22 protein-coding genes are annotated in these 21633 nt (G+C 65.6%); 15 read left to right on the top strand and 7 right to left on the bottom strand.

The features are described 5' to 3' along the window. Positions 1 to 28: 28 nt before the first annotated feature. The 5 genes from U5A57_RS17225 (at position 29) to U5A57_RS17205 (ending at position 4006) form a co-directional block, all read left to right on the top strand. On the top strand, positions 29 to 997 hold the full coding sequence (locus U5A57_RS17225) for a substrate-binding domain-containing protein (protein WP_321912781.1): 969 nt from the start codon (positions 29 to 31) through the stop codon (positions 995 to 997). Positions 998 to 1011: 14 nt separating this feature from the next. After that, the gene (locus tag U5A57_RS17220) at positions 1012 to 2061 is read left to right on the top strand and encodes a sugar phosphate isomerase/epimerase family protein (protein ID WP_321912778.1); all 1050 of its coding nucleotides are present in this window, start codon (positions 1012 to 1014) and stop codon (positions 2059 to 2061) included. Positions 2062 to 2086: 25 nt separating this feature from the next. Beyond that, a complete protein-coding gene (locus tag U5A57_RS17215; RefSeq protein WP_321912777.1) occupies positions 2087 to 3235 on the top strand; it encodes a Gfo/Idh/MocA family oxidoreductase in 1149 nt (382 codons plus the stop codon). Positions 3236 to 3398: 163 nt separating this feature from the next. Continuing rightward, the gene (locus U5A57_RS17210; protein WP_321912776.1) at positions 3399 to 3722 is read left to right on the top strand and encodes a type II toxin-antitoxin system RelB/DinJ family antitoxin; all 324 of its coding nucleotides are present in this window, start codon (positions 3399 to 3401) and stop codon (positions 3720 to 3722) included. After that, positions 3719 to 4006, top strand: a complete 288-nt coding sequence (locus U5A57_RS17205) for a type II toxin-antitoxin system RelE/ParE family toxin (RefSeq protein WP_321912774.1) — start codon at positions 3719 to 3721, stop codon at positions 4004 to 4006. Before U5A57_RS17210 ends, U5A57_RS17205 begins: the two co-directional genes overlap by 4 nt. Before the next feature lie 30 nt (positions 4007 to 4036). Here the strand turns inward: U5A57_RS17205 and U5A57_RS17200 are convergent, their stop codons facing one another. Together U5A57_RS17200 and U5A57_RS17195 are read right to left on the bottom strand one after the other, a co-directional pair. Continuing rightward, a complete protein-coding gene (locus tag U5A57_RS17200) occupies positions 4037 to 5215 on the bottom strand; it encodes an ABC transporter substrate-binding protein (RefSeq protein ID WP_321912772.1) in 1179 nt (392 codons plus the stop codon). A gap of 86 nt (positions 5216 to 5301) precedes the next feature. After that, on the bottom strand, positions 5302 to 6243 hold the full coding sequence (locus U5A57_RS17195) for a CysB family HTH-type transcriptional regulator (RefSeq protein ID WP_321912771.1): 942 nt from the start codon (positions 6241 to 6243) through the stop codon (positions 5302 to 5304). Between the two features lie 246 nt (positions 6244 to 6489). Between U5A57_RS17195 and U5A57_RS17190 the strand changes: the two genes are divergently transcribed. From U5A57_RS17190 to cobA, 6 genes are all read left to right on the top strand, one after another. Beyond that, positions 6490 to 8169, top strand: coding sequence for a nitrite/sulfite reductase (locus U5A57_RS17190; protein WP_321912770.1), 1680 nt, complete (start codon positions 6490 to 6492; stop codon positions 8167 to 8169). A 30-nt stretch (positions 8170 to 8199) separates the two neighbouring features. Beyond that, positions 8200 to 8736, top strand: coding sequence for a DUF934 domain-containing protein (locus U5A57_RS17185; protein ID WP_321912769.1), 537 nt, complete (start codon positions 8200 to 8202; stop codon positions 8734 to 8736). Then, the gene (locus U5A57_RS17180; protein ID WP_321912768.1) at positions 8733 to 9500 is read left to right on the top strand and encodes a phosphoadenylyl-sulfate reductase; all 768 of its coding nucleotides are present in this window, start codon (positions 8733 to 8735) and stop codon (positions 9498 to 9500) included. The genes U5A57_RS17185 and U5A57_RS17180 overlap by 4 nt, the downstream gene beginning before the upstream one ends. A gap of 99 nt (positions 9501 to 9599) precedes the next feature. Beyond that, positions 9600 to 10562 (top strand): sulfate adenylyltransferase subunit CysD, encoded by a 963-nt coding sequence (gene cysD, locus U5A57_RS17175; protein WP_321912767.1) that lies wholly within the window; start codon positions 9600 to 9602, stop codon positions 10560 to 10562. A gap of 26 nt (positions 10563 to 10588) precedes the next feature. Continuing rightward, complete coding sequence (locus U5A57_RS17170; protein ID WP_321912766.1) at positions 10589 to 11905, top strand: sulfate adenylyltransferase subunit 1; 1317 nt, start codon at positions 10589 to 10591, stop codon at positions 11903 to 11905. 53 nt (positions 11906 to 11958) lie between these two features. Next, the gene (gene cobA, locus U5A57_RS17165) at positions 11959 to 12732 is read left to right on the top strand and encodes a uroporphyrinogen-III C-methyltransferase (protein WP_321912765.1); all 774 of its coding nucleotides are present in this window, start codon (positions 11959 to 11961) and stop codon (positions 12730 to 12732) included. A gap of 76 nt (positions 12733 to 12808) precedes the next feature. On the opposite strand, the gene U5A57_RS17160 is transcribed toward cobA, so the two are convergent. From U5A57_RS17160 to lptF, 3 genes are read right to left on the bottom strand one after another with little or no spacing between them, the layout of a single operon-like run. Further along, on the bottom strand, positions 12809 to 13186 hold the full coding sequence (locus tag U5A57_RS17160) for a CbiX/SirB N-terminal domain-containing protein (protein WP_321912763.1): 378 nt from the start codon (positions 13184 to 13186) through the stop codon (positions 12809 to 12811). A gap of 59 nt (positions 13187 to 13245) precedes the next feature. Beyond that, positions 13246 to 14394, bottom strand: coding sequence for an LPS export ABC transporter permease LptG (lptG, locus tag U5A57_RS17155; RefSeq protein WP_321912761.1), 1149 nt, complete (start codon positions 14392 to 14394; stop codon positions 13246 to 13248). Between the two features lie 15 nt (positions 14395 to 14409). Next, a complete protein-coding gene (gene lptF, locus U5A57_RS17150; RefSeq protein WP_321912759.1) occupies positions 14410 to 15510 on the bottom strand; it encodes an LPS export ABC transporter permease LptF in 1101 nt (366 codons plus the stop codon). A gap of 134 nt (positions 15511 to 15644) precedes the next feature. Here lptF and U5A57_RS17145 point away from each other — a divergent pair, with 134 nt between their 5' ends. Genes U5A57_RS17145 through U5A57_RS17135 form a run of 3 tightly spaced genes read left to right on the top strand, consistent with a single transcriptional unit; the run spans position 15645 to position 18083 of the window. After that, entirely contained in the window at positions 15645 to 17156 is a 1512-nt protein-coding gene (locus tag U5A57_RS17145; protein WP_321912757.1) for a leucyl aminopeptidase, read from the top strand. Between the two features lie 52 nt (positions 17157 to 17208). Next, positions 17209 to 17625 (top strand): DNA polymerase III subunit chi, encoded by a 417-nt coding sequence (locus tag U5A57_RS17140; protein ID WP_158757228.1) that lies wholly within the window; start codon positions 17209 to 17211, stop codon positions 17623 to 17625. Between the two features lie 59 nt (positions 17626 to 17684). Then, the gene (locus U5A57_RS17135) at positions 17685 to 18083 is read left to right on the top strand and encodes a DUF2486 family protein (protein ID WP_321912754.1); all 399 of its coding nucleotides are present in this window, start codon (positions 17685 to 17687) and stop codon (positions 18081 to 18083) included. 58 nt (positions 18084 to 18141) lie between these two features. Here the strand turns inward: U5A57_RS17135 and U5A57_RS17130 are convergent, their stop codons facing one another. After that, positions 18142 to 18501 carry a c-type cytochrome gene (locus tag U5A57_RS17130; RefSeq protein ID WP_321912752.1) on the bottom strand — a complete coding sequence of 120 codons (360 nt, stop codon included), beginning with the start codon at positions 18499 to 18501 and terminating at the stop codon, positions 18142 to 18144. A 146-nt stretch (positions 18502 to 18647) separates the two neighbouring features. After that, positions 18648 to 20321, bottom strand: coding sequence for a dihydroxy-acid dehydratase (gene ilvD, locus U5A57_RS17125; RefSeq protein ID WP_321912750.1), 1674 nt, complete (start codon positions 20319 to 20321; stop codon positions 18648 to 18650). A 170-nt stretch (positions 20322 to 20491) separates the two neighbouring features. On the opposite strand from ilvD, the gene U5A57_RS17120 reads away from it, so the two are divergent. Beyond that, positions 20492 to 21451 (top strand): LysR family transcriptional regulator, encoded by a 960-nt coding sequence (locus U5A57_RS17120; RefSeq protein WP_321912749.1) that lies wholly within the window; start codon positions 20492 to 20494, stop codon positions 21449 to 21451. Positions 21452 to 21633 lie beyond the last annotated feature (182 nt).

The raw sequence follows: 21633 nt of genomic DNA, 5'->3' as shown, positions 1-21633 counted from the left end.
TGGGCCCGCACGAAAAGGAGACGGCATCATGAAGAAGATGATTCGAACGATGTGTGCGGGCGCGCTGGCGCTCGGCGTGGCGGCGACGGTCGGTGCGGGCGCGGCGCGCGCTGACGACAAGGTCACGCTGGGCGTGGCCATTCCCACCGCCGACCACGGCTTCACGGGCGGCATCGTCTGGTGGGCGAATCAGGCGAAGAAGGATCTGGAGAAGGCGCACCCGGACCTCAAGGTCATCGTCAAGACGGCGGCGAACGCACCCGATCAGGCGAACCAGTTGCAGGACCTCGTGACCGTCAACAAGATCAACGCACTCGTGATCTTCCCGTATGAATCGGCTTCGCTCACGCAGCCGGCGGCACAGGTGAAGAAGCAGGGCGTGTACGTGACGGTGGTCGATCGCGGTTTGACCGACACGAGCGCGCAGGACGCTTATGTCGCCGGCGACAACACGGCGTTCGGCAAGATCCCCGCCGAATATCTCGCCAAGCAACTGGGCGGCAAGGGCGATATCGTCGCGCTGCGCGGCATCCCCACCACGCTCGACAACGAGCGCTGGACCGCGTTCACGTCGGTTCTGAAGAACTATCCGGACATCAAGATCCTCGACGCGAAGTACGCGAACTGGAACCGCGACGACGCGTTCCGCACGATGCAGGACTACCTCACGCGCTTCAAGCACATCGACGCCGTCTGGGCCGCCGACGACGACATGGCCGTGGGCGTGCTCAAGGCCATCGACCAGGCCAAGCGCAACGACATCAAGATCGTGTTCGGCGGCGCGGGATCGAAGGAGATGGTCAAGCGCGTGATGGACGGCGATCCGCTCATCAAGGCCGACGTGTCGTATTCGCCGAAGTTCATCTACGACGCGATCAAGCTCACGGCCGAAGCGCGCTTGCAGGGCAAGTCGCTGCCGCCTACGACGATCATCCCTTCCGTGCTGATCACCAAGGAAAACGCGAAGCAGTTCTACTTTCCCGATTCGCCGTTCTAAGGACGGGGCTTGCGATGAAGACGATCAAAGGCCCGGCCATATTCCTCGCGCAGTTTCTCGGCGACGACGCGCCGTTCGACAGCTTCGCGCACATGGCCGGCTGGGCGGCCCAGCTCGGCTACAAGGGCATCCAGGTGCCCACGGATGCGCGCCTCGTCGATCTCGCGCAGGCGGCGTCGAGCACCGCGTACTGCGACGACCTGCGCCAGCAGGCCGACGACGCGGGCGTGGCGATCACCGAGCTTTCCACGCATCTGCAGGGACAGCTCGTGGCCGTGCATCCCGCCTACGACACGCTGTTCGACGGCTTCGCGCCGCCGCAGGTGCGGGGCAATCGCGAGGCGCGCACGGCGTGGGCCATCGAGCAGTTGATGCTGGCCGCGCGCGCCTCGAAGAATCTGGGGCTCAGCGCGCACGTGACGTTTTCGGGCGCGCTGGCGTGGCCGTACTTCTATCCGTGGCCGCAGCGGCCGGCGGGTCTCGTCGAAACCGCCTTCGACGAACTCGCGCGCCGCTGGCGGCCGATCCTCGATGCGTTCGACGCGGCGGGCGTGGACGTCTGCTACGAACTGCATCCGGGCGAGGACCTGCACGACGGCGTGACGTTCGAGCGCTTTCTGGCGGCCATGGACGATCATCCGCGCGCGAACATCCTCTACGACCCGAGCCACTTCGTGCTGCAGCAGCTCGATTACCTCGCGTTCATCGACCTCTATCACGCGCGCATCAAGGCCTTTCACGTGAAGGACGCCGAATTCCGCCCCACGGGCAAGCAAGGGGTGTACGGCGGCTACAGCGGATGGGTCGAGCGTGCGGGGCGCTTTCGCTCGCTCGGCGACGGGCAGATCGACTTCGGCGCGATCTTCTCGAAGCTCACGCAGTACGGCTATCCGGGCTGGGCCGTGCTCGAATGGGAGTGCGCGCTCAAGCATCCCCACGACGGCGCGCGCGAGGGCGCCGAATTCATCAAACGGCACATCATCCGCGTGGCCGAGCATGCGTTCGACGACTTCGCGGGCAGCGGCGTCGATGCGGCGCAGGTGAAGGGCGTGCTGGGCCTCTGAACGCGTTTCTCACGGGAGCCAGGCAATGACACGAAGACTCAGGCTCGGCATGGTCGGCGGCGGCGAGGGCGCGTTTATCGGCGCGGTGCATCGCATCGCGGCCCGTCTCGACGATTGCTGGGAGCTTGTAGCGGGCGCGCTGTCGTCCGATCCGGCGCGCGCGCAGTCGAGCGCCGAGGCGCTCGGTCTCGCGCGCAGCTATGACCACTGGCGCGAGATGGCGAGCGTGGAAGCCGGGCGCGAGGATGGCATCGACGCGGTGGCCATCGTCACGCCGAACCATCTGCACGCGCCGGTCGCGCATGCGTTCATGGATGCGGGCATTCACGTGATCTGCGACAAGCCGCTCGCGGTCTCGCTCGCCGAGGGCGAAGCGCTTGCGCGGCACGCGCGCGACGCGAATCTCGTGTTCGCGCTCACGCATACGTATTCGGGCTATCCGCTCGCGCGGCACGCACGTGAGCTGGTGGAGGCGGGCGAGATTGGCGATGTGCGCATCGTGCAGGTCGAATACGCGCAGGACTGGCTCGCCAACCCTGTCGAGCGCGGCGGCGCGAACCGCCAGGCGGCGTGGCGCACCGATCCGGCGCTGGCGGGGCCGGCGGGGTGTCTGGGCGACATCGGCACGCATGCGTATCAGCTGGCGGCGTTCGTGAGCGCGCTCGTGCCGGAATCACTTGCTGCCGAAGTGCATACCTTCGTGCCGGGCCGCCGCGTGGACGATCACGTTCAGGCCATGCTGCGCTATGCCAACGGCGCGCGCGGCATGTTGTGGGCGAGCCAGGTGGCGAGTGGTGCGGAAAACGCGTTGCGGCTGCGCGTGTATGGCACGAAGGCGGGCCTCGCGTTCGATCAGGAGGAGCCCAACGTGCTGTGGTTCACGCCCCAGGGCGGCGAGGCGCAGCGCCTCACGCGCGGCCGCGTGACGGGGGCCGCCGCGCTGCACGCCACGCGTGTGCCGCCGGGGCATCCGGAAGGCTATCTGGAGGCGTTCGCGCAGCTCTATCGCGACGCCGCCGCGCAGATCCGCGCGCGCGAGGCGGGCGTTGCGGCGCCGCCCGAGAGCCGGCTGCTGACCACGGTCGACGACGGCGTGGAAGGGTTGCGCTTCATCGAGGCCGTGCTGGCGAGCAATAAGGCTGGCGGCGCGTGGTGCAGCATCGTGCGGCCGTGATTGGCCATTCGGATGAATTGAGCGCGCAGGGCCAGGCAACGAAACTTGCGACATGTTTAACCCGCTTCAAAGGTAGAGCATGTCTAATGTCATTCAATTGAATTACACTGCGTATTCGACGAGGCCGGCCTCAAGGCTAACGGCCAAACCAGGGAGTGAGTCGATGAACGCAAACGCATTGGTACAGGTTCGCATCGATCACGCGCTCAAACAGCGCGCGGCCGAAGTGCTCGACAACATGGGGCTCACGGTATCGGACGCCGTACGCATTCTGCTCACGCGTATTGCGAACGAGGGCGCGTTGCCGTTCGATTTCGCCGTCGATCCGGTGGCGCACGACGCGTGGTTCCGGGCCAAAGTGCGCGAGGCGCTGGAGGACCCGCGGCCGGCGGTGGCGGACGAAGCGGTGGAGGCGCACTTCGCGAAGCGGCGCGCGGCGGTGGCCGGCGAGCCTGAGCGTGCGCGCAAGCGCCAGGCGAAAAGTTGAGGGTAGGCTGGTCGCTGCTCGCGCTGGCCGACCGCGAGGCCGCATTCAACTTCACCGTGACTAGCAACCCGCGCCGGGCTGTCGTGTGGGACGAGCGGATTTCGGCGTCCGTCCGACGGTTACGACTTTTCCCCAACCTTGGCCGGGTCGGCCGCGTGAGCGGCACGCGGGAGCTGGTGGTCGAGTCAACGCCGTTCGTGCTTGCCTACCGGTACGAGAACGAAGCGCTCACGATATTGCGCGTCCTGCACAGCGCGCGCCGCTGGCCGGACGCAGTCGACTGAGCGGCGGCAGGGCGCCGCCGCTCGCGCAACTTATTGGCTCAGATACACGAACTTGCCGCCGCGTACCGTGCCCATCACGCTCGCGCGCTGGTCGAGGCCCACGTGGTCCGTCGGGCTCGTGTTGACCATGCCATTGGGCACGACCACTTCGTGCGCGTGCTCCAGTTCGCTGCGCAATGCCACGCGGAACGCTTCCGTGCCCGGCTGCGCGGTCTTGAGCGCGCGCGCAACGGCGTCCTGCAAGCGCGGATACACCCCTGCCGCGTCACCCGCGAACTGCGTGACCGTGCCCGGGCCGTACTTCGCCTCGTAGGCATCGACGAAGGCGAGCGCCGCCTTCTGCGCCGGCTGGTCGGCGGGCAGCGTGCGCGCCACCACCACGGGCTGGGTCGGGAACAGGGTGCCTTCCACGTCCTTGCCGCCAAGCTTGATGAATTCAGGCGTGGCGATGCCGTGCGTCTGGTAAATCGGCCCCTTGTAGCCGCGCTCGATCAGCGTGCGTTGCGGCAGCACGGTCGGCGTGCCTGCGCCGGCAATCAGCATCGCGTCGGGTTTGGCCGCCATCAGCTTGAGGATCTGGCCCGTCACGCTCGCGTCGGTGCGGTTGTAGCGCTCGGTCGCCACGATCTGGATGTTGCGTTCCTTCGCGTACTTCGTGAATTCATTGAGCCAGCTGTCGCCGTAGCTGTCGGCAAAGCCGATGAAGCCCACCGTCTTCACGCCGTGCGCGGCCATGTAGCGCGTCATGACGTCGGCCATGGCGGCGTCGGTCTGCGCCATCTTGAACGCCCACACGCGCGCGCCCTGCTGCGGTTCGACCACCGAGCCCGAGCCGACCAGCGTAATCATCGGCGTCTTGCTTTGCGCCACCGGGTCGAGCGCCGCGAGCGCCGCCGGTGTGATGTTCGGCCCGACGATCACGTCCACGTGATCTTCGTTGATGAGCTTGTGGATGTTGCGCACGGCGGCGCCCGGGTCGGAGCCGTCGTCGAGCACGATGTAGTCGGCCTTCTGTCCCGCGATCGTGTCGGGCCACATCAGCATGGCGTTCTTGCTCGTGATGCCGATGGCGGCTGCCGGACCCGTGCTCGAGAGGTCGATACCGACCTTGATGTCGGCATGCGCGACAGACGCGCAGGCGGCGGCAGCAAGGGCGGCGGCCACGACGAGCGGGCGCAGGGACTGCACGAAAGTAAAGCGCGGCTTCATCCGTTGAATCTCCAGGCGAGAAGTGATGTTGTTGTATTGCGGATTTTGTCTGATCTTTCTTCCGGCACCGATCCTGCAACGGGCCGCTACAGCTCGTAAGTCTCGTGCTCGCCCTTGAGCGCCTGCTCGATCAGCTTGCGGTTCAGGCTCGGCGAAAGCAGTTCGACGAGCGTATACACATAGCTGCGCAGGTAAGCGCCCTGCTTGAGCGCCACGCGCGTGACGTTGCTGCCGAACAGGTGACCTACGGGCACCGCGCGCAGGTGCCGGTCGCGCTCGGCATTGAAGGCGATGTCGGCCATGATCCCCACGCCCAGACCCAGCTCGACATAGGTCTTGATCACGTCGGCGTCGATGGCCTCCAGCACGATGTCGGGCGAGAGGCCGCGCAGGCGAAACGCGTCGTTGATCTTGGTGCGCCCGGCGAACGCGTTGTCATAGGTGATCAGCGGATATTGGGCCAGATCGTCGAGCGAGAGCGGCTTGCGCTCGAGCAGCGGGTGGTCGGGCAGCATCACCGCCACGTGGTGCCAGGTGAAGCAGGGCAGCGACACCAGTTCCTTGTAGCCCGAGATGGCCTCGGTCGCGATGCAGAGATCGGCCTGGTCATGGAGCACCATTTCCGCGACCTGTGTGGGGCTGCCCTGCAGGATCGAAAGGTGCACCTTAGGGAAGCGCCGCTTGAATTCGGCGATGGCGGCCGGCAGCGAGTAGCGCGCCTGCGTGTGCGTGGCGGCGATGGTCAGGTTGCCCTGGTCCTGTGCGGCATAGTCCTTGCCGACGCGCTTCAAGCTTTCCACTTCCTGCAGAATGCGCTCCACCGAGGCGAGGATGATCCGGCCCGGCTCCGTGAGCGAGCGCACGCGTTTGCCATGGCGTGTAAAGATTTCGACCCCAAGCTCGTCCTCCAGCTCGATGATCGCCTTCGAGACGCCCGGCTGGCTCGTATACAGTGCCTTGGCCGCTTCCGTGAGGTTGAAGTTCTGGCGGACGGCCTCGCGGACGAAACGGAACTGGTGCAGGTTCATAGATAACCCTTATAACCTGATTGCATATCGACCTGATTTTTGAGTCGTTTGAAATATAAAGCGAGTTTATTACCATTCCTCCAACTTTTCCAATATGGATATCTGTTTTGGTCATTAGCAAATGACCGGCGCGATTGAAGGCGCGGCCGCCTCGAGCAGGCAAAACAGTGCGGAAAGAACGAAGTCGAGAAGTCGGAGCGCGGCGTAACCGGAACGCCGCGATTGAACCAACCCTGGGGTCCCCGAATGTACCAATACGATCAGTACGACCAGACCATCGTCGACGAACGCGTCGCGCAATATAGCGACCAGGTTCGCCGCCGCCTGTCGGGCGAATTGAGCGAAGAAGAGTTCCGCCCGCTGCGTCTGCAGAACGGCCTGTACTACCAGCGCCATGCCTACATGCACCGCATCGCGATTCCGTACGGCAATCTGCGCAGCGACCAGCTGCGCATGCTCGCCACGATCGCGCGCGAGCACGACCGCGGCTACGGCCACTTCTCGACGCGCTCGAACATCCAGTACAACTGGATCAAGCTTGAAGAAACGCCGGAAATCCTGCGCAAGCTGGCCTCGGTCCAGATGCACGGCATCCAGACGTCGGGCAACTGCATCCGCAACATCACCGCCGACCAGTTCGCGGGCGTCGCGCCCGACGAAGTCGTCGACCCGCGTCCGTGGTCCGAAATCCTGCGCCAATGGTCGACGTTCCACCCCGAATTCGCGTGGCTGCCGCGCAAGTTCAAGATCGCTGTCTCGGGCACGAAGGAAGACCGCGCCGCCGTGCAGATCCACGACCTGGGCGTCTACCTCGACCGTAACGAGCAGGGTGAAGTGGTCGCGAGCATCCTCGCGGGCGGCGGTCTTGGCCGCACGCCGATCGTCGGCGCCATCATCAAGCGCGACCTGCCGTGGCAGCACCTGCTGACCTACTGCGAAGCCGTGCTGCGCGTGTACAACCGCTACGGCCGCCGCGACAACATGTACAAGGCGCGCATCAAGATTCTCGTGAAGGCGCTCTCGCCGGCGAAGTTCGCCGAGCAGGTCGAAGAAGAGTGGCAGCACCTGAAGGACGGCCCTTCGACGCTCACGCAGGAAGAAGTCGACCGCGTCTCGCAGTACTTCGTGCCGCCGGCGTATGAAAAGATCGCCGACACGGACACGTCGTACGAAAAGCATCTGCTGGAAAACCGCGCCTTCGCGCGCTGGGTCGAGCGCAACGTGCGTCCGCACCGCGTGACGGGCTATGCGTCGGTCACGCTCTCGCTCAAGCCGCGCGACATCGCGCCGGGCGACGCCACCGACGCGCAGATGCAAGCCGTGGCCGACTGGGCCGACGAGTACTCGTTCGGCCAGATCCGCGTCTCGCACGAGCAGAACCTGATTCTCGCAGACGTGAAGAAGCGCGACCTCTTCGCACTGTGGGAAAAGGCGAAGGCGCAAGGTTTCGCGACGGCGAACATCGGCCTGTTGACCGACATCATCGCGTGCCCGGGCGGCGACTTCTGCTCGCTCGCCAATGCGAAGTCGATCCCCATCGCGCTGGCGATCCAGGAGCGTTTCGACAACCTCGACTTCGTCTACGACCTCGGCGACCTGTCGCTCAATATCTCGGGTTGCATGAACTCGTGCGGTCATCACCACGTCGGCAACATCGGCATTCTGGGCGTGGATAAGGACGGCTCTGAGTGGTATCAGGTGTCGCTCGGCGGCGAGCAGGGCAACGGCGCCAACGGCGCGCGCCTTGGCCGCGTGATCGGACCGTCGTTCTCGGCGGAAGAAATGCCCGACGTGATCCAGAAGGTGGTCGACACGTTCGTCGAGCTGCGCATCGACGGCGAGCGCTTCATCGACACGTACGACCGCGTCGGCATCACGCCGTTCAAGGAGCGCGTGTACGCATCGCGCCAGCCGGCCCACGCTTAACCGCACGCAACGAGAGACGAGATTCGAGCAATGGCATTGATCATCAAAAACCGCGAGATCGTTGAAGACAACTGGCAAATCGTGCGTGCGGCCGAAGACGGCGCGCTGCCCGAGGTGTCGGCGCTGCCCGCAGGCAAGGTGCTGGTTCCGCTCGCTTACTGGCAGGCGCAGCGCGACGCGCTCGTCGCCTCGCGCGGCAAGGACGAACTCGGCGTGTGGCTCGCGCCGGACAGCGAACCGGCCGATATCGCCGCCGACTTCGACAAGCTCGCGCTGATCGGCGTGGATTTCCCCGTGTTCCGCGATGGCCGTGGCTTTTCGATCGGCCGCCTGCTGCGCGAGCGCTATGGCTACAAGGGCGAACTGCGCGCGATCGGCGACGTGCTGCGCGACCAGCTGCGCTTTCACGAGCGCTGCGGCTTCGACGCGTTCGCCGTGCGCGCCGACAAGGACATCCACGACGCGCTCAAGGCGTTCACCGAGTTCACGGTGCAATACCAGGGCGCATTCGACGAGCCGTCGCCGCTGTTCCGCCGCCGTCTGGCACAGCAAGGCGCAGCAGCATGAGCACCGCTTTGACAACCCCAGCGACCGAAATCACGGCTGACCTGCAGGCGAAAATCGAGCGCCTCGATGCGCTGCTCGACTCGATCGCTGCGCGTCACGCCAGCGTGAAGCTGGCCAGCAGCCTCGCAGCCGAAGACATGCTGCTCACCCACGCGATTCTTTCGCGCGGCGTGAAAATCGGCATCTTCTCGCTGAACACGGGCCGTTTGCACGCGGAAACGCTCGGCATGCTCGACGCTGTGCGCGAGCGCTACGGCTACGAGATCGAGCAGTTTCATCCGCAACAGGACGCGGTGGACGAGTACGTCGCCCAGCACGGCCTGAACGCGTTCTACGAGAGCGTGGACCTGCGCAAGCGCTGCTGCGAAATCCGCAAGGTCGAGCCGCTGAACCGCGCGCTTTCCGGCGTTTCCGCCTGGGTCACGGGCCAGCGCCGCGAGCAGTCGGTCACGCGCGCGGAACTGCACGAGGAAGAGCGCGACGAAGCGCGCAACATCGACAAGTTCAATCCGCTCGCGGATTGGACCGAAGCCGATGTCTGGGCTTATCTGGGCGCCTTTGAGGTGCCGGTGAACCCGCTGCACGCACGCGGCTACCCGAGCATCGGCTGCGAGCCCTGTACGCGCGCCATCCGTCCCGGCGAGGACAGCCGCGCCGGCCGCTGGTGGTGGGAGTCGCGCGACACGAAGGAATGTGGCTTGCACATTACGTCCGTGTCAGCCATTCCGGTCGTCGAAGTGTCGTCGATCCACCAGGCGAACTAAGATTGAGTTTTGCCGCGCCGTCGTGAAGACCGGCGCGCTACCGTATACCGAGTACCGCGTGCCCCGTAAAAGGGGTGCGAATAAAGGAAGGATCCGAACATGAGCACCACGCTCGACTCAGCAGTGAACGCGCCGCTCCAGGTCACGGCGAACCGCATGGACCATCTCGACTGGCTCGAAGCCGAGTCGATCCACATCCTGCGTGAACTCGTCGCCGAATGCAGCAAGCCGGCGCTGCTGTTCTCGGGCGGCAAGGACTCGGTCGTCGTGCTGGCGCTCGCGCTGAAGGCGTTCGGCCTTGGCGCGAACCGCAAGACCGCGCTGCCGTTTCCGCTCGTGCATATCGACACGGGTCACAACTACGAGGAAGTGATCGACTTCCGCGATCGCCGCGCGGCCGAAATCGGCGCGGAACTCGTGGTCGGCCATGTGGAAGATTCGATCAAGAAGGGCACCGTGCGCCTGCGCCGCGAAACCGATTCGCGCAACGCCGCGCAAGCGGTCACGCTGCTCGAAACGATCGAGCAATACGGCTACACGGCGATGATCGGCGGTGCGCGCCGCGACGAAGAGAAGGCCCGCGCGAAAGAGCGCATCTTCTCGTTCCGCGACGAATTCGGCCAGTGGGACCCGAAGGCGCAGCGCCCGGAACTGTGGAGCCTCTACAACGCGCGCCTGCACAACGGCGAGCATCTGCGCGTGTTCCCCATCTCGAACTGGACGGAACTGGATGTGTGGCAGTACATCGAGCGCGAGAAGCTCGAGCTGCCGTCGATCTACTACGCGCACCAGCGCGAGATCGTGCGCCGCAACGGCCTGCTCGTGCCGGTCACGCCGCTCACGCCGATGAAGGAAGGCGAAGTCAGCGAAATGGCGCAGGTGCGCTTTCGCACGGTGGGCGACATCAGCTGCACGTGCCCGGTGGCGAGCGACGCGGACAACGTCGAGAAGATCATCGCCGAGACGGCCGTGACCGAGATCACGGAACGCGGCGCGACACGCATGGACGACCAGGCGTCGGAAGCGGCGATGGAACAGCGCAAGAAGCAAGGTTATTTCTAAAGAGCACGCGAGAGGAAAGATTAGACATGGTTACGACGCATCAACCTGAAGACCTCGGCGTGCTGCGCTTCATCACGGCGGGCAGCGTGGACGACGGCAAGAGCACGCTGATCGGCCGTCTGCTGTACGACAGCAAGGCGGTTCTCTCGGATCAGCTCTCGGCGCTTTCGCGCGCGAAGAACAAGCGCACGGTGGGCGACGAGATCGACCTGTCGCTGCTCACCGACGGCCTCGAAGCCGAACGCGAGCAGGGCATCACGATCGACGTGGCGTACCGTTACTTCGCCACGGCCAAGCGCAAGTTCATCATCGCGGATACCCCTGGCCACGAGCAGTACACGCGCAACATGGTCACGGGCGCTTCCACGGCGCACGCCGCGATCATCCTGATCGACCCCACGCGTGTGACGGTCGAGAACGGCGTCACGCAATTGCTGCCGCAAACCAAGCGCCACAGCGCCATCGTCAAGCTGCTGGGCCTGCAGCACGTGATCGTCGCGATCAACAAGATGGATCTGGTCGAATACAGCGAAGCCACGTTCAATCTGATCCGCGAAGCGTATGTCGCGCTCGCGCGCCAGCTCGGCCTCAATGACGTGCGCTTCGTGCCGGTCTCGGCGCTCAAGGGCGACAACATCGTGGCCGCGAGCGAGCGCATGCCCTGGTACGCGGGCGAGCCGCTGCTCGACGTGCTCGAGCAACTGCCGGTCGCGCAGGCCACGGGTGAAGCGCTGCGCTTCCCGGTGCAGTGGGTCGCGCGCCAGGACGGCTCCAGCGCCGACGACTTCCGCGGTTACATGGGCCGCGTCGAAGCGGGCGAAGTGAAGCTCGGCGACGCCATCACGGTGCTGCCGGCAGGCCGCAGCGCAACGGTCGCGGAAATCATCGCGCCCGTGCCGGGCGGCACGGCGCAGGTCGACCGCGCGTTCGCGGGTCAGACCGTCACGATTCGTCTGACCGAAGACGTGGACGTCTCGCGCGGCGACACCTTCGTGCCAGCGTCGGACAACGCGCAGCCGGCGAAGAAGCTCGAAGCGGACCTCTGCTGGTTCGACGACGAGCCGCTCTCGCCGCAGCGCAAGTACCTGCTCAAGCAGACCACGAGCACGGTGTTCGCGAAGATCGGCGCGGTCAAGCAGGTGCTCGACGTGCATACGCTCTCGCACGCCACCGACCGCCACGAACTCGCAATGAACGATATCGGCCGCGTGGCGCTCTCGCTGCAGAAGCCGCTCGTCTGCGACCTGTATGATGCGAATCTTGGCACCGGCGCGTTCGTGCTGATCGACGAGGCGACGCATCACACGGTGGCCGCGGGCATGATCCGCGCGTTCTCGGCCTAAGGCGTCGCGCGACGTTGCGGCCGCGCGCGGCCGCAATAATGGATTCGAAGCAAATGGGTAAGGTATATCTGATCGGCGCGGGACCGGGCGCAGCGGACCTCATCACGGTGCGCGGCGCACGGCTGCTCGCGAGCGCCGACGTCGTGCTGCACGACGCGCTCGTCGAGCCGGCCATGCTCGAGTACGCGCCGCCAACCGCGAAGTTCATCGCGGTCGGCAAGCGCTGCGGGCAGCGTTCCACGGCGCAGCACTTCATCAACAAGCAACTCGTCGACGCCGCGCGTGAGCATGGCGTGGTCGTGCGCCTGAAGGGCGGCGACCCGATGCTGTTCGGCCGTGCCGACGAGGAAATGCGCGCGCTCGAAGCGGCCGGCATCGACTTCGAAGTCGTGCCGGGCATCACGGCGGCGCTCGCCAGCGCGGCGACGCTGCAACGCTCGCTGACGCTGCGCGGCGTGGCCCGCAGTGTTGCGCTCGCCACGTATTCGCGCGCGGCGGGCAGCGAGGAGATTCGCGAGCACGTCAACGCCGATTCGCTCGTGTTCTACATGGGCCGCGACAGCGCGCCCGAGATCGCGCGCCAGCTCATCGAAGCGGGCCGCGCGGGCGCCACGCCGGTGGCGATCGTCGAAGCTTGCAGCACCGCGCGCGAGCGCACGCTCACGCTGACGCTGGCGGGCCTCGAAGCGGGCGAGGCGCAGGACTGGCTCGACCCGGCGCAGCCAAGCCTGCTCATGATCGGCGACGCGTTCGCCGAACGCGCAGGGCAGGTGCAGCGCGAGGATGAAGTGCAAGGCGATCGCCAAAACCGCCGCGCCGCCGCCTGAGCGCCACACGATCAAGGCCAGGAAAGCAAAACGGGCTCGCTGAAAGGCGAGCCCGTTTTTTTATGCGTGCGCGTTGTCAGTCGCGTTCGTTGTCGATGCAAAACCGCACGATCGCATCGAGCACCGCGTCGTCCTCGCCGACGGCGCCCGCGCAACGCAGGCGCACACCCGGATGTTCGCTCTGGCATTGCGCGATCAGCGCGGGCAGGTCGCGCCGCACGTGGCCGCCCTGGCCGAAGAACACCGGTATGACCGTAATCGTGTCGCAGCCCGCCGTGGCCTGTGAGGCGATGGCATCAGGCAGGCTCGGGGCCATGAGTTCCAGGAAGGCGAGGCTGACCGGACCCGCATCGCCGCGCGCGGCGGCGAGCTTTGCGGCCAGGCGCTGAAACGGCTCTTGCCAGCGCGCGTCGCGCGCGCCGTGGCCAAAGAGAATCATGCCGTGCGTGCCCATGCCTGCGAGCCTGTGCGAATCAGCGAATTGGACGAGCTAGCGGACGAGGGCGCCCGGCATCAATGCCGGTCAACCCATTTGAGCCCGATCAGCCCGACCGCGAGATAAATGAGCCCCGGTGTCGCCGCGGTAAGCGGCGCAGGCCAGGTGTTCAGTGTACCCACGTGGGAGAACAGCGTGTTGACGAGCTGGAAGCTCATGCCGAGCATGATCCCGCCGAACACCTTCATGCCCACCACACCGGCGCGCGTATGCAGATACGCGAACGGCAGCGAGAGCACGAGCATCACGAACACGGCGAACGGGTAGAGCAGCTTGCGCCAGAACGCGATCTGGTAGCGCTGCGCGTCCTGATGGTTCTCGGTCAAGTGCTGGATATAGCGGAACAGGTTGAACATCGACATCCGGTCGGGCGAAACGAGCAGCACCGAGAGAATGTTCGGCGTGAGCTCCGAGCGCAGCGAGTATTCGGGCGCCGAGGTCTGTTCTGCGCGATAGACCGGATTGAGCGCATCGACAGGCTGGTTCTGCGGCGGCGGCACGCTGATGAGCTGCGTATCGGTCACGTCCTTGAGCAGCCAGTGACCCGGCGGCTGGAACGTGCCGCTCTTCGCCAGGCGCACGTTGGAGAGCCGGAACTTCGAATCGAATTCGTAGATGCGCACGTTCGTGATGGTCGCATTGGGCAGCAACTCGCCGACGTTCACGAAGCGCGTGACCTGTTCGCCGTCGGCGCGCGCGGTGAGCGTGTCTTTCACCCACACACCCGACTGGAAGTTGCTCGACACCGCCGAGCCCAACGCCTCGAGACGCACGCGCTCGGAAAGCTGGTCGGTGTAAGGGCCGACCACTTCGCCGATCAGATAGGTCAGCAGCACGAGCGGCACGCCGATCTTGAGCAGCGAGCGCAGCGCCTGGTTCGTGGCGAGGCCGGACACACGAAAGATCGTGTACTCGGAATTCGCCGCCATTTGCGCGAACACGTAGATCGCGGCGATGAGCGCTGCGACCGGGATGATCTCGTAAAGCCGCGAGGGCGCCTGGAGCGCCACGCGCAGCACCGCGTACTGGAACTTGTAGTTGCCGTGCCCGACCGAATTCAGCTCGTTGATGAGGTCGAAGAAGAAGAACAGGCCGGAGAAGGCAAACAGAATGAAGATGAACGTCAGGTAAACCTGGCGAGCGAAGTATTTTTCGTAGATGCGCATCGGTCAGTTTTCCTCTCAGTTTCCTGAAGAGGCGCGCCGGAACATCGCACGTGTGAAGAGCGGCCGGTTGCGCACGCGTATCCAGAAGATGAACACGACGAGCGCGAGCACCACGGTGTGCAGCAGCACGAGGCCGACGCCGAACGGCATCTTGCCTTGCTCGATCTGCGACTGCACGACGTTGAGCAGGTTCGAATAGGTGAGGTAGATCAGCACCGCCATCACGAGGTTGATCGTGCGGCTGCGGCGCGGGTTCTGGTACGCGAGCGGAATGCCGAGCAGCATCAGGTTGATCGCGATGAGCGGCAAGCCGGCGCGCCAGGCGAGCTCGCCCAGGTTGTCGTCGGTGGGATGGCGCAACAGGCCCGGTGTGGACGTGGTGCTCGCCGAAGGCGTGTTGACGAGCGGCTGGCTCGTGATCTTCACGCCATAGCGCTGGAACTCGCTGATGCGAAAGTCCGGGTGACCCGGCTCGCCGTCGTAGCGGCGGCCGTTTTCGAGCACGACGAAGCGGTCGCCGCTCTGCATGGTTTCGGTGTGGCCCGTCTTCGAGACGATCACGCTGACCTTGCCGTTTTCCGTGCTCGTGACGAATACATTCTCCACGCGCGCCTGGTCGGGGCTCATGCGCTCGATGAAGAACACGCGGTGCGTGGTGGGCGATTCGCGGAACTGGCCAGGCGCGAGCAGCGACACTTCATCGCGCTGCTGAAAGCGCGCGCGAATGAGCTTGCTTTGCGCGTTCGACCACGGCCAGCCGATGAACGCGAAGAACACGATAAGCAGGATGATCGGCGCGGAGAAGGTGGCGACCGGCTTGATCAGGCGCGTGAGGCTCACCCCGGAGGCGAGCCATACGACCATTTCGGAATCCTTGTACCAGCGCGTGAGGACGAACAGGATCGACACGAAGAGCGTGACGATGAGCATGACGGCCATGTAGCCGATCACGGTCAGTCCGATCAGCACCAGCACGTCGCGCGGGTCGATCTGACCGGACGCGGCGAAGCCGACGATGCGGATCATCATCGTCGTCAGCATGATCGTGAGCAGAACCATGAACACGGCGCCGGCCGTGTACGCGAGTTCGCGCTGCAGGGAACGTTCGAAGATCATTCTTGATGGGCAGGGCGGGCGGCCCGTGCCGGGAGGCGCGCAGCTCGCGCAACCGCCCAGGAGCCGCCGCGGGAAAAATAGCGGATAATTGCGGCTTTCATCCTAAGCCCTGATTTTATCCGAGGACAAGCGCGATGGACTTTAGCATAAAAGCCTGTGACTGGAGCAAAGGCGGGGAAGGCTCCTTCCTGACCGGCAAGTCGGATTGTGTCGTAGTCGGCGTGTTCGAGGCGCAAACCCTCTCGGGCCCGGCGTTCGCGATCGACAGCGCCATTGGCGGCGCAATCGCGCGCGTCGTCAAGGCCGGCGACATCGATGGCAAGGCCGGCTCCACACTGTTTCTGCCGGAAGTGAGCGGCATCGGCGCCTCGCGCGTGCTGCTCGTGGGTCTCGGCAAGCAGGACTCGTTTAGCCAGAAGGCTTACGGCGACGCGGTCAAAGCCGCATGGCGCGCGATCCTCGGCACGAAGATCGCACAGGTCACGTTCACGCTCGCGCAACTGCCGGTGAAGGAGCGCACGGGCGAATGGGGCGTGCGCGCCGCCATTCTCGCGCTGCGCAACGAGACCTACCGCTTCACACAGATGAAGAGCAAGCCCGACGTCGCGCAGCGGGCGCTCAAGCGCGTGGTCTTCAGCATCGACGCCGCCGAAGAGAAGGCAGCGAAGGTCGCGGCGAAGCAAGCCGTCGCGCTCGCCAACGGCATGGACCTCACGCGCGACCTCGGCAATCTGCCGGGCAACGTCTGCACGCCCACCTATCTCGCCGCCACGGCCAAGAAGCTCGCGCGCGACTGGAAGCTCAAGGTCGAGGTGCTCGGCCAGCGTCAGATCGAGACGCTCAAGATGGGCTCGTTTCTTTCTGTAACAAAGGGCTCGGTCGAGCCGCCGCAGTTCATCGTGCTGCACTACCAGGGCGCAAGCGCCAAGGCCGCGCCCATCGTGCTGGTCGGCAAGGGCATTACGTTCGACACGGGCGGCATCTCGCTCAAGCCGGGCGAGGGCATGGACGAGATGAAGTACGACATGTGCGGCGCGGGCTCGGTGCTCGGCACGATCCGCGCGGTCGCCGAAATGGGGCTCAAGCTCAATGTGATCGGCATCATCCCGACCTGCGAGAACATGCCCGCGGGCAACGCCACGAAGCCGGGCGACATCGTCACGACGATGGCGGGCCTCACGGTCGAAGTGCTCAACACCGACGCCGAAGGCCGCCTCATCCTGTGCGACGCGCTCACTTACGCCGAGCGCTTCAAGCCGGCCGCCGTGGTCGACATCGCCACGCTCACGGGCGCGTGCATCATCGCGCTCGGTCATCACAACAGCGGCCTGTTCTCGAAGGACGACGCGCTCGCGGGCGAACTGCTCGACGCTTCGCGCGAAGCGGGCGACCCGGCCTGGCGCCTGCCGCTCGACGACGAGTATCAGGACCAGCTCAAGTCGAACTTCGCCGACCTCGCCAACATTGGCGGGCGTCCGGCGGGCAGCGTGACGGCGGCGTGCTTCCTTTCGCGCTTCACCGAAAACTACCCGTGGGCGCACCTGGACATCGCGGGCACGGCCTGGAAGAGCGGGGCGGCGAAGGGCGCAACGGGCCGTCCGGTGCCGCTGCTCGCCCAGTTCCTCATCGACCGCGCGGCGCAATGAAGGCAGGCATGACGATTGCTGCATGCCAGGCGGCGTGTAAAGTGGTGTGGGCATGACGCGTATCGATTTCCACACGAACGTCGGCGACTCGCTGCTGTATGCGTGCCGCCTCGTGCGCAAGGCGTATCAGGCGGGCCAGCAGGCGGTGGTGCTGGCCGAGCCCGCGCGCCTGCGCGCGTTCGACGAAATGTTGTGGACCTTTTCGCCGCTCGACTTCGTGCCGCACTGCATGGCGGAGAGCCCGCATGCGGGCGAATCGCCCATCGTGCTGGCAACGGATCTCGAGCGTGCGCCGCATCATCGTGTGCTGCTCAATCTCGGCGCGCAGGTCCCGCCTCAATTCGCACGCTTCGAGCGCCTGCTCGAAGTGATTGGCGATGCGCCCGACGAACTCGCGTCGGGCCGCGAGCGCTATCGTTTCTACCGCGACCGCGGTTACGCGCTCAACAACTACAAGCAGGGCGGCTGAGGCCGGACGCGCGAGGCGTACCGGCGCGAGGCCGACTGCCCCGATCGATGGAGGTGAACATGTCCGGCATGCACGATCCGGAAGAGGCGATCCCGCTCTTGAGCGAGGTGATGGTGGCCGGCAATCCGCTGCGCGCGCACAACGTCGAAGAGGCGAAGAGCGCGACGGCCGCTGCCGTGAAGGCGGCCGTGGCCGAACGCGAGGAAGGCCTCTTTGCGCACGACGCCGACGCGCTCGTCGAGCGCCTGCGCGGGCGCTGCCTCACATGGCTCACCGGCGAAGGCCGCGCCGTGATCGAGGCGCGCTGCAGCGCGGCGATGCAGGAACATTCGAACTGGCTCGTGGGTCAGGTGTCGCGCGAGATCGGTCTCGCGCTCGAAACGGAACTCAACAACTGGGTGAAGGCCGCCGTGCGTGAGGAACTGGCTGCGCGCGCGGGACACCCGCCTTCGGCCTGATTCCGCGGTGGGCGCGGCGGCCGGAGGTCACCCCGCGCCGCGCCGTACACCGTACGCCTCACTTGAGCGTGAGGATCCAGCTCGCGAGCTGGGCCGCCTGGCCTGGGTTGAGCTGTGTATTGGCCGGCATCGGCACGGTGCCCCACACGCCGGTGCTGCCTTCGAGAATCTTGTGCGAGAGATAGGTCTGCGCGTCGGGCTTGCCTGCATATTTTGCGGCGACATCACGTAGGGCCGGACCCATGAAATTGCGCGTGACCGAATGGCAACTCATGCAGTTCTGCTGCTGAGCGAGCGCGAGGCCGGCGGGTCCATGCTGCGCGCGGGCCGGGGCTGCCCCGAGTGCGCCGGCAATGCCGATGGCGAGCGCGGCGGCGAGCGTCGCTGTCTTGTTCCTGGCTTGCGACTTACTGTTCATACAGGTCTCCGCCCGCGTGTGCGCCGGCTGTGTCGTCGCATTATAAAAGCAAAGGGCGCACGTTCCGGACGTGCGCCCTTTGCTTTATCGCAGGCGAAGGTTTGAGCGGCGTCTAGCCGCGCTCGGCCGCGCCGTTAGCCGCGCCGTTAGCCGGTTACCGCGCCCTGATTCGCCGGGCGCGCGAGCGCTGCGTACTTCGCCATTACGCCGCGCGTGTAACGTGGCGCCGGTTGCTTCCACGCCGCGCGGCGGCGCGCGAGTTCGGCGTCGTCCACGTTCAGTTGCAGCAGGAGCTGGTGCGCGTCGATGGTGATCGAGTCGCCTTCCTGCACCAGCGCGATCGTGCCGCCTTCAAACGCTTCCGGCGCGACGTGGCCCACCACCATGCCCCAGGTGCCGCCCGAGAAGCGCCCATCGGTGATGAGCCCAACCGACTCCCCGAGCCCCTTGCCGATGATCGCCGAAGTCGGCGCGAGCATCTCCGGCATGCCGGGCCCGCCCTTGGGGCCGAGGTAGCGCAGCACGACCACGTCGCCCGCCTGGATCTTGTCGGCGAGAATCGCGTCCATCGCGCTCTGCTCGTCGTCGAAAACGCGTGCGGGGCCCGTGATGACCGGATTCTTCAGGCCCGTGATCTTGGCGACCGCGCCTTCTGTCGCGAGATTGCCCTTGAGGATCGCCAGGTGGCCTTCCTTGTACAGCGCCTGGCTGATGGGAAAGATCACCTTCTGGTCGGCGCGCGGCGTGGACGGCACGTCCTTGAGCTCTTCGGCAATGGTCTTGCCGGTGATGGTGATGCAGTCGCCATGCAGCAGGCCCGCATCGAGCAGGATCTTGAGCACCTGCGGAATGCCGCCGGCCGCGTGCAGGTCGGTCGCGACGTATTGGCCCGAGGGCTTCAGGTCGCAAATCACCGGCACCTTCTTGCGCATGCGCTCGAAGTCGTCGATGGTCCATTCGATTTCCGCGGCATGTGCGATGGCGAGATAGTGCAGCACGGCGTTGGTCGAGCCGCCCGTCGCCATGATGAGCGCCACCGCGTTCTCGATCGACTGCTTCGTGATGATGTCGCGCGGCTTGAGGTCCTGCTTCACGGCTTCGACGAGCACACGCGCCGATTCCGCCGCCGAGTCGACTTTCTCCTCGTCGGGGTTGGCCATCGTCGATGAGTACATGAGCGACATGCCAAGCGCCTCGAACGACGAGCTCATCGTGTTCGCGGTGTACATGCCGCCGCACGAACCCGTGGAGGGGCAGGCGTTTTTCTCGACGCCTTCGAAATCCTCTTCGGTCATGCGGCCCGCAGTGAATTCGCCAACGGCCTCGAAGGCCGAGACGATGGTCAGCGCTTTGCCCTTCCAGTTGCCCGGGCGGATCGTGCCGCCGTACACGTAAATGCCGGGCACGTTGATGCGCGCGAGCGCGATCATGCCGCCGGGCATGTTCTTGTCGCAGCCGCCGATCACGACCACGCCGTCCATCCACTGGCCCTGCACGCAGGTCTCGATGCAGTCGGCGATGACTTCGCGCGAGACGAGCGAGTACTTCATGCCCTCCGTGCCCATCGACATGCCGTCCGAGATCGTGGGCGTGCCGAACGTCTGCGGGTTCGCGTCGGCGCGCTTGATGGCCTCGACGGCCGCGTCGGCGAGGCGCTGCAGGCCGGCGTTGCACGGCGTGATGGTCGAGTGGCCGTTCGCGACGCCGATCATCGGCTTGTCGAAGTCGGCCTTCTCGTAGCCGAGCGCGTAATACATCGAACGGTTGGGCGAGCGGGCAACGCCTTGCGTGATGTGCTTCGAACGACGGTTATAGGACATGGGGACCTCCGGTGGAATTCGTCTCGGATGCCGGGTGGGGGTTCTGGTTTGGCGAGCGCCGGCACGTCTGTCGAAGCATGCGATTTCGCGAGAACGCTGTCCAATATATTATTCGTGGTCTATTGAGTCGAAAAAAGAATCAACAAGATAACCGCGCGAGACCGCTGCCGATGAACCCGACTATCCCCGATCTGCGTCAGCTTCGCTATTTCGTTGCCGTGGCCGAAGAGCAGCATTTCGGCCGCGCGGCGGCACGCCTTTCGATGACACAGCCGCCGCTCTCGCAGGCCATTCGCGCGCTGGAGGAGACGCTGGGCGTGGAGTTGTTCGCGCGCACGCGCCGGTCGGTGGAGTTGACGGCCGTGGGCACCGATCTGTTGCCCGAGGTGAGGCGCCTGTTGGCGAGCGCCGAGGCGCTGCGGCCGCTCGCGCAGAGCCTCGCGCGCGGCGAGGCGGGCGTGCTCGCGCTGGCCTTCGTTTCGACCGCCGATTACGGCTTGCTGCCGCTTTTGCTGCGCGATTTCGGCGCACGTTATCCGCGCGTGCGCTTGCAACTCGCCGAAGCGACGAGCGACGTGCAGGTGGAAGAGCTGGTGGCGGGACGCATCGACGCGGGCCTCGTGATCGCACCCGTGCCGCCGCGCTACGCGGCTCAGCTTGCTTACCAGCCGATCGCACGCGAGCCGCTCGTGGTCGCAATGCCGTCGGCGTTGTCGGCGCGCCTTGGCGGGCCGGCCGCCGATGACTGGCACGATGAGCCCGTGAGTCTGCGCGACCTCGCCGCAGCGCCGCTCGTCGTCTTTCCGCGCCATCTGGCCCCTGGTTTCTACGACACCATCATGGACTGCTACGGCGCGGCGGGCCTCGCGCCGCTCATCGGGCAGGAAGCGATCCAGATGCAGACGATCGTGAGCCTCGTCTCAGCCGGCATGGGCGTGGCGCTCGTGCCGCAGTCGCTGCGCCATTTGCGGCGCACGGGCGTCGTGTACCGGCCGCTTGCCGGGGCACTGCCGGCCATCGAAACGGGGCTCGTCTGGCGCTCGGCCGAGGTGAGCCCGGTGCTCGCGGCGTTTATCGAGATCGTGCGGGCGCATGCAGCGACGGCGGGTTTGCACAGGCGCGAGGGCTAGCGCGAAGGAGAGCATGCCGGCTACGTCATCTGTCACCGTTATACTCGCGGCGCATCGCCCAACGTGCATTTTGGTTCGCGCCTACTCGCGTCGGCGATAATGTCACGCCATGACACGCCGGCGGCGAACCTCGCCGCTTTGCAAACGTCCAACGCCCTTTGCCTGTTTAGCCAGTGGCGCGT

This window comes from Paraburkholderia sp. J11-2 (assembly GCF_905220185.1).
Taxonomy (GTDB): domain Bacteria; phylum Pseudomonadota; class Gammaproteobacteria; order Burkholderiales; family Burkholderiaceae; genus Paraburkholderia.
The sequence above is the reverse complement of the archived record's forward strand: the minus strand, read 5'-3'. Positions and strand labels throughout refer to the sequence as shown.